Source organism: Kluyvera sp. (assembly GCF_965301105.1).
On the sequence record NZ_CBDKZX010000140.1, the window covers coordinates 1 to 5,257 of the forward strand.

Consider the following 5,257-nt stretch of genomic DNA (forward strand, 5'->3'; position numbering starts at 1 on the left):
CCGGCCACTCCGGCGCGGGTAAAAGTACCCTGCTGAAGCTTATCTGTGGGATTGAACGGCCAAGCGCCGGGAAAATCTTCTTCGGCGGCCATGATATCAGCCGCCTGAAGAACCGTGAGGTGCCGTTCCTGCGTCGCCAGATCGGCATGATTTTCCAGGATCACCATCTGCTGATGGACCGCACCGTTTTCGATAATGTGGCGATCCCTCTGATTATTGCTGGCGCGAGCGCGGACGATATCCGCCGCCGCGTGTCGGCGGCGCTGGATAAAGTGGGGCTGCTGGATAAGGCGAAGAACTTCCCGATTCAGCTCTCCGGCGGTGAACAACAACGTGTCGGTATTGCCCGTGCGGTGGTGAACAAGCCTGCGGTACTGCTGGCGGATGAACCAACCGGTAACCTGGATAATGCGCTGTCGGAAGGCATTCTGCGACTGTTCGAAGAGTTTAACCGCGTTGGGGTGACCGTCCTGATGGCGACGCACGATATTGGGCTGATCTCCAGTCGTTCCTATCGCATGCTGACGCTGAGCGACGGCCATCTGCATGGAGGCCTGATGAATGAATAAGCGCGATGCCATCAACCAGATTCGCCAGTTTGGCGGGCGACTGGACAGGATTCGCCAATCCGTCGGTAAAGGCGGCGATAACCGCAACGCGCCGAAACGGCCGAAGCCTGCGACAAAGCCGAATTCACGCAAAACCAACGTGTTCAACGAACAGGTGCGCTATGCGTGGCAGGGAGCGTTACAGGACCTGAAAAGCAAACCGTTCGCCACCTTCCTGACGGTGATGGTGATTGCTATCTCCCTGACGCTGCCGAGCGTCTGCTACATGGTGTACAAGAACGTCAATACGGCGGCGTCACAGTACTACCCGTCGCCGCAGATCACCGTCTATCTGGAAAAAACGCTGGATGACGATGCGGCCGCGAAGGTGGTGGGCCAACTTCAGGCCGAGCAGGGCGTGGATAAGGTGAACTACCTTTCCCGCGATGAGGCGCTGGGTGAATTCCGCAACTGGTCAGGCTTTGGCGGCGCGCTGGATATGCTGGAAGAGAACCCGTTGCCCGCCGTGGCGGTGGTGATTCCGAAAATTGACTTCCAGACCACCGACGCGCTGAACACGCTGCGTGACCGGGTATCCCAGATTCAGGGCGTTAACGAAGTGCGGATGGACGACAGCTGGTTTGCCCGTCTGGCCTCGATTACCGGGCTGGTGGGACGCGTGGCGGCGATGATTGGCGTGCTGATGGTGGCGGCGGTATTCCTCGTCATCGGTAACAGCGTGCGCCTGAGCATTTTTGCCCGTCGCGATACCATCAACGTGCAGAAGCTGATTGGCGCGACCGACGGTTTTATCCTGCGGCCGTTCCTGTACGGCGGAGCGCTGCTGGGCTTTGCCGGCGCGTTTCTGTCGCTGATTCTGTCGGAGATTCTGGTGATGCGTTTGTCATCGGCGGTCACCGAAGTGGCGCGGGTTTTCGGCACCCAGTTTGAACTGAGCGGCCTGTCGTTTGACGAGTGTCTGCTGCTGCTGCTGCTGTGCTCGATGATTGGTTGGGTGGCAGCCTGGCTTGCCACGGTACAACATTTACGTCACTTTACCCCCGACTAAAAAAGTTCTGTTATACTCTTCCCCTGCGACGACTTCCGTTCGCAGGGGATGTGTTTTCAACCCCATCTTTCTGCCCTCGCAACTATCGCGTGTCACATTTTGTGCGTAATTTATTCACACCGTTGCACGGAACTTGTGGATAAACTCACTGTCTGATAAAAGAGCGGATGATATTCTCGTTGCTCATAGAGCCTGGCATGTTTGTTGCCTTCGGGGACAAGCCTCCGCCAGTATGAAGTGAATTGAGAGGATTTGAATGACCAAAGAAATGCAAAATTTAGCGTTAGCCCCTGTTGGTAACCTGGAATCTTATATCCGGGCTGCGAACGCATGGCCGATGTTGACGGCTGATGAAGAAAAGGCGCTTGCTGAACGGCTGCATTACCAGGGCGATCTGGAAGCAGCTAAAACGCTGATCCTGTCTCACCTGCGCTTTGTTGTTCATATTGCTCGTAACTACTCGGGCTATGGCCTGCCGCAGGCGGACCTGATTCAGGAAGGTAACATCGGCCTGATGAAAGCGGTGCGCCGTTTTAACCCGGAAGTGGGCGTTCGTCTGGTCTCCTTTGCGGTGCACTGGATCAAAGCGGAAATCCACGAATACGTACTGCGTAACTGGCGTATCGTTAAAGTGGCGACCACCAAAGCACAGCGTAAGCTGTTCTTCAACCTGCGTAAAACCAAGCAGCGTCTGGGCTGGTTCAATCAGGATGAAGTCGAAATGGTGGCCCGCGAGCTGGGCGTCTCCAGCAAAGACGTGCGTGAGATGGAGTCGCGTATGGCGGCGCAGGACATGGCGTTTGATATGTCTTCGGACGACGAGTCTGAAAGCCACTCCGTTGCTCCGGTGCTCTATCTGCAGGATAAATCGTCCAACTTTGCCGACGGCATCGAAGACGACAACTGGGAAGAGCAGGCGGCCAACAAGCTGACCGACGCGATGCAAGGCCTGGACGAACGTAGCCAGGATATCATCCGCGCCCGCTGGCTGGACGAAGACAACAAGTCCACGCTGCAAGAACTGGCCGACCGTTACGGCGTTTCTGCCGAACGTGTACGTCAGCTTGAAAAGAACGCGATGAAAAAACTGCGTGCGGCGATTGAAGCCTGATAACGACAGTTAACGCGTTACCCTGATAACCCCTGGATGCCTGCCCGGGGGTTTTGTTTTTTTATCCCACCGTCATCACGCTTTCCTCTGTTTATTTCCCTTTTATCGCTGGCGCGAATGAAGTCGATGGCAAAGACTAAATAAGCGCTATGTATTTTTCCGTCTTTTAACGGCAGGGGGTTTACCGTGAGTAACGAGTCACTGAATCATCGGCGTTTACAGGCGACGCCGCGCGGCGTCGGCGTGATGTGCGGTTTCTACGCGGAGCGCGCGGAGAACGCCACGCTGTGGGATATTGAAGGCAATGAATATATTGATTTCGCCGCCGGGATCGCGGTGCTCAACACCGGTCACCGCCACCCGCAGGTGATTGCGGCGGTGGAAAACCAGCTTCAGGCCTTTACCCATACCGCCTACCAGATTGTCCCCTATGAAAGCTATGTATCATTAGCAGAACGTATCAATGCCGTGGCGCCCATTGCCGGCAATGCCAAAACGGCGTTCTTCAGCACCGGGGCCGAAGCGGTTGAAAACGCGGTGAAGATTGCCCGCGCCTACACCAAACGTCCGGGGCTGATTACCTTTGGCGGTGGCTTCCATGGGCGTACTTTTATGACCATGGCGCTAACCGGCAAAGTGGCACCCTACAAAATCGGCTTCGGCCCGTTCCCGGGGTCGGTTTACCACGCCACGTACCCGAATGCGGCGCATGGCGTCACTGTCGACATGGCGCTCAAAAGCCTGACCCATATTTTTAAAGCCGACATCGCCCCGGATCAGGTGGCGGCGATTATTATCGAGCCGGTACAGGGCGAGGGCGGTTTCAACGTTGCGCCGCCCGAGTTTATGCAGGCGCTGCGTACGCTGTGCGACACCCACGGCATTCTGCTGATTGCGGATGAAGTGCAGACTGGCTTTGCCCGTACCGGCAAGCTATTTGCCATGGAGCACCACAGCGTGAAGCCGGATCTGATGACCATGGCGAAAAGTCTGGCCGGTGGCTTCCCGCTCTCCGGCGTGGTGGGCCGCGCTGAAGTGATGGATGCCCCGGCCCCCGGCGGTCTGGGCGGTACCTACGCGGGTAACCCGCTGGCGATTGCCGCCGCGCATGCGGTGCTGGACGTCATAGAAGAAGAAGCGCTGTGTAACCGCGCCAATCATCTTGGCCAGCATCTGATTGAAGTGCTCAACAGCCTGCGCGACAGCTGCCCGGCGATTGCCGACGTGCGCGGCGTCGGCTCGATGGTGGCGGTGGAGTTTGTCGACCCGCAAACCCGCGAGCCGTCGCCGGAATTCACCAAATTGGTACAGGAACGCGCGCTGGCCGAAGGGGTGCTACTGCTGAGCTGCGGTGTGTACGGCAACGTGATTCGCTTCCTTTACCCCCTCACGATTCCTGAGAAACAGTTCCAGCAGGCGCTGGAGGTGATTCGTCGGGCTCTCAGTGAATGAATTGACTCCCCCTGATCCCCTAAGCCACTCCGATGAGTGGCTTTTTTTTGTCATTTTTGCGTTACAAATCCGTCAAAATTAACGTTTCAATTCCATAAAAATGGGGTATGTTTTAGCAGAGTATGCTGCAAAAGCACAGGCAGCGTCCCTTAATATTAATATCTTATACTTACCATGCGTCTGATATAAGAATAATGTGCTAAACAACAACATCACAACAATTGCAATAACCATAATAATGGGGAACCTCAGGATGAAAATGAAGGGCAAAGCGTTACTGGCAGGATGTATTGCACTGGCATTCAGCAATATGGCATTAGCAGAAAATATTAAAGTTGCTGTCGTTGGCGCGATGTCTGGTCCGGTTGCGCAGTATGGCGATCAGGAGTTCAGCGGTGCGGCGCAAGCGGTGGCCGATATTAACGCCAAAGGCGGCATCAAGGGCAACAAGCTGGAAATCGTAAAATATGACGATGCCTGCGACCCGAAACAGGCGGTGGCGGTAGCGAACAAAGTGGTCAACGACGGCATTAAGTACGTTATCGGTCACCTGTGCTCCTCTTCAACTCAGCCTGCGTCTGACATCTATGAAGACGAAGGCATTCTGATGATCACCCCGGCGGCGACGGCACCGGAGCTGACCGCGCGCGGCTATAAGCTGATTCTGCGCACCACCGGTCTGGACTCTGACCAGGGCCCGACCGCCGCGAAATACATTCTCGATAAAGTGAAGCCGCAGCGCATCGCTATCGTGCACGACAAGCAGCAGTACGGCGAAGGTCTGGCGCGTGCAGTGCAGGACGGCCTGAAAAAAGGCGGCGCCAACGTGGTCTTCTTTGACGGTATCACCGCAGGTGAGAAAGATTTCTCCACCCTGGTGGCGCGTCTGAAGAAAGAGAATATCGACTTCGTTTACTTCGGCGGCTATCACCCGGAAATGGGGCAGATCCTGCGTCAGGCGCGTGCTGCGGGCCTGAAAACCCAGTTCATGGGGCCGGAAGGGGTAGCGAACGTGTCGCTGTCTAACATCGCGGGTGAATCTGCTGAAGGCCTGCTGGTGACCAAGCCGAAGAACTA

At 56.1% G+C, this 5,257-nt stretch carries 5 protein-coding genes; all 5 read left to right on the plus strand.

All coding sequences use genetic code 11. The features are described from left to right. Window positions 1-569: ATP-binding cassette domain-containing protein (locus tag ACW14G_RS22090; RefSeq protein ID WP_455648808.1), on the plus strand; the 569-nt coding region annotated here is incomplete at its 5' end. Beyond that, window positions 562-1,617 carry a permease-like cell division protein FtsX gene (gene ftsX, locus ACW14G_RS22095; RefSeq protein WP_064541359.1) on the plus strand — a complete coding sequence of 352 codons (1,056 nt, stop codon included), beginning with the start codon at window positions 562-564 and terminating at the stop codon, window positions 1,615-1,617. The genes ACW14G_RS22090 and ftsX, both read left to right, overlap by 8 nt. Window positions 1,618-1,873: 256 nt before the next feature. After that, window positions 1,874-2,728 (plus strand): RNA polymerase sigma factor RpoH, encoded by an 855-nt coding sequence (rpoH, locus tag ACW14G_RS22100; protein WP_064541362.1) that lies wholly within the window; start codon window positions 1,874-1,876, stop codon window positions 2,726-2,728. Window positions 2,729-2,914: 186 nt separating this feature from the next. Beyond that, window positions 2,915-4,180, plus strand: a complete 1,266-nt coding sequence (locus ACW14G_RS22105; protein WP_249022642.1) for a 4-aminobutyrate--2-oxoglutarate transaminase — start codon at window positions 2,915-2,917, stop codon at window positions 4,178-4,180. Between the two features lie 253 nt (window positions 4,181-4,433). After that, on the plus strand, window positions 4,434-5,257 hold an 824-nt coding region (livJ, locus tag ACW14G_RS22110), incomplete at its 3' end, for a branched chain amino acid ABC transporter substrate-binding protein LivJ (RefSeq protein WP_455648809.1).

What these genes read in the sequence shown, in the direction of transcription:
- ftsX (WP_064541359.1), top strand. Translation starts at nt 562, where the DNA reads ATGAATAAGCGCGATGCCATCAACCAGATTCGCCAGTTTGGCGGGCGA.
- rpoH (WP_064541362.1), top strand. Translation starts at nt 1,874, where the DNA reads ATGACCAAAGAAATGCAAAATTTAGCGTTAGCCCCTGTTGGTAACCTG.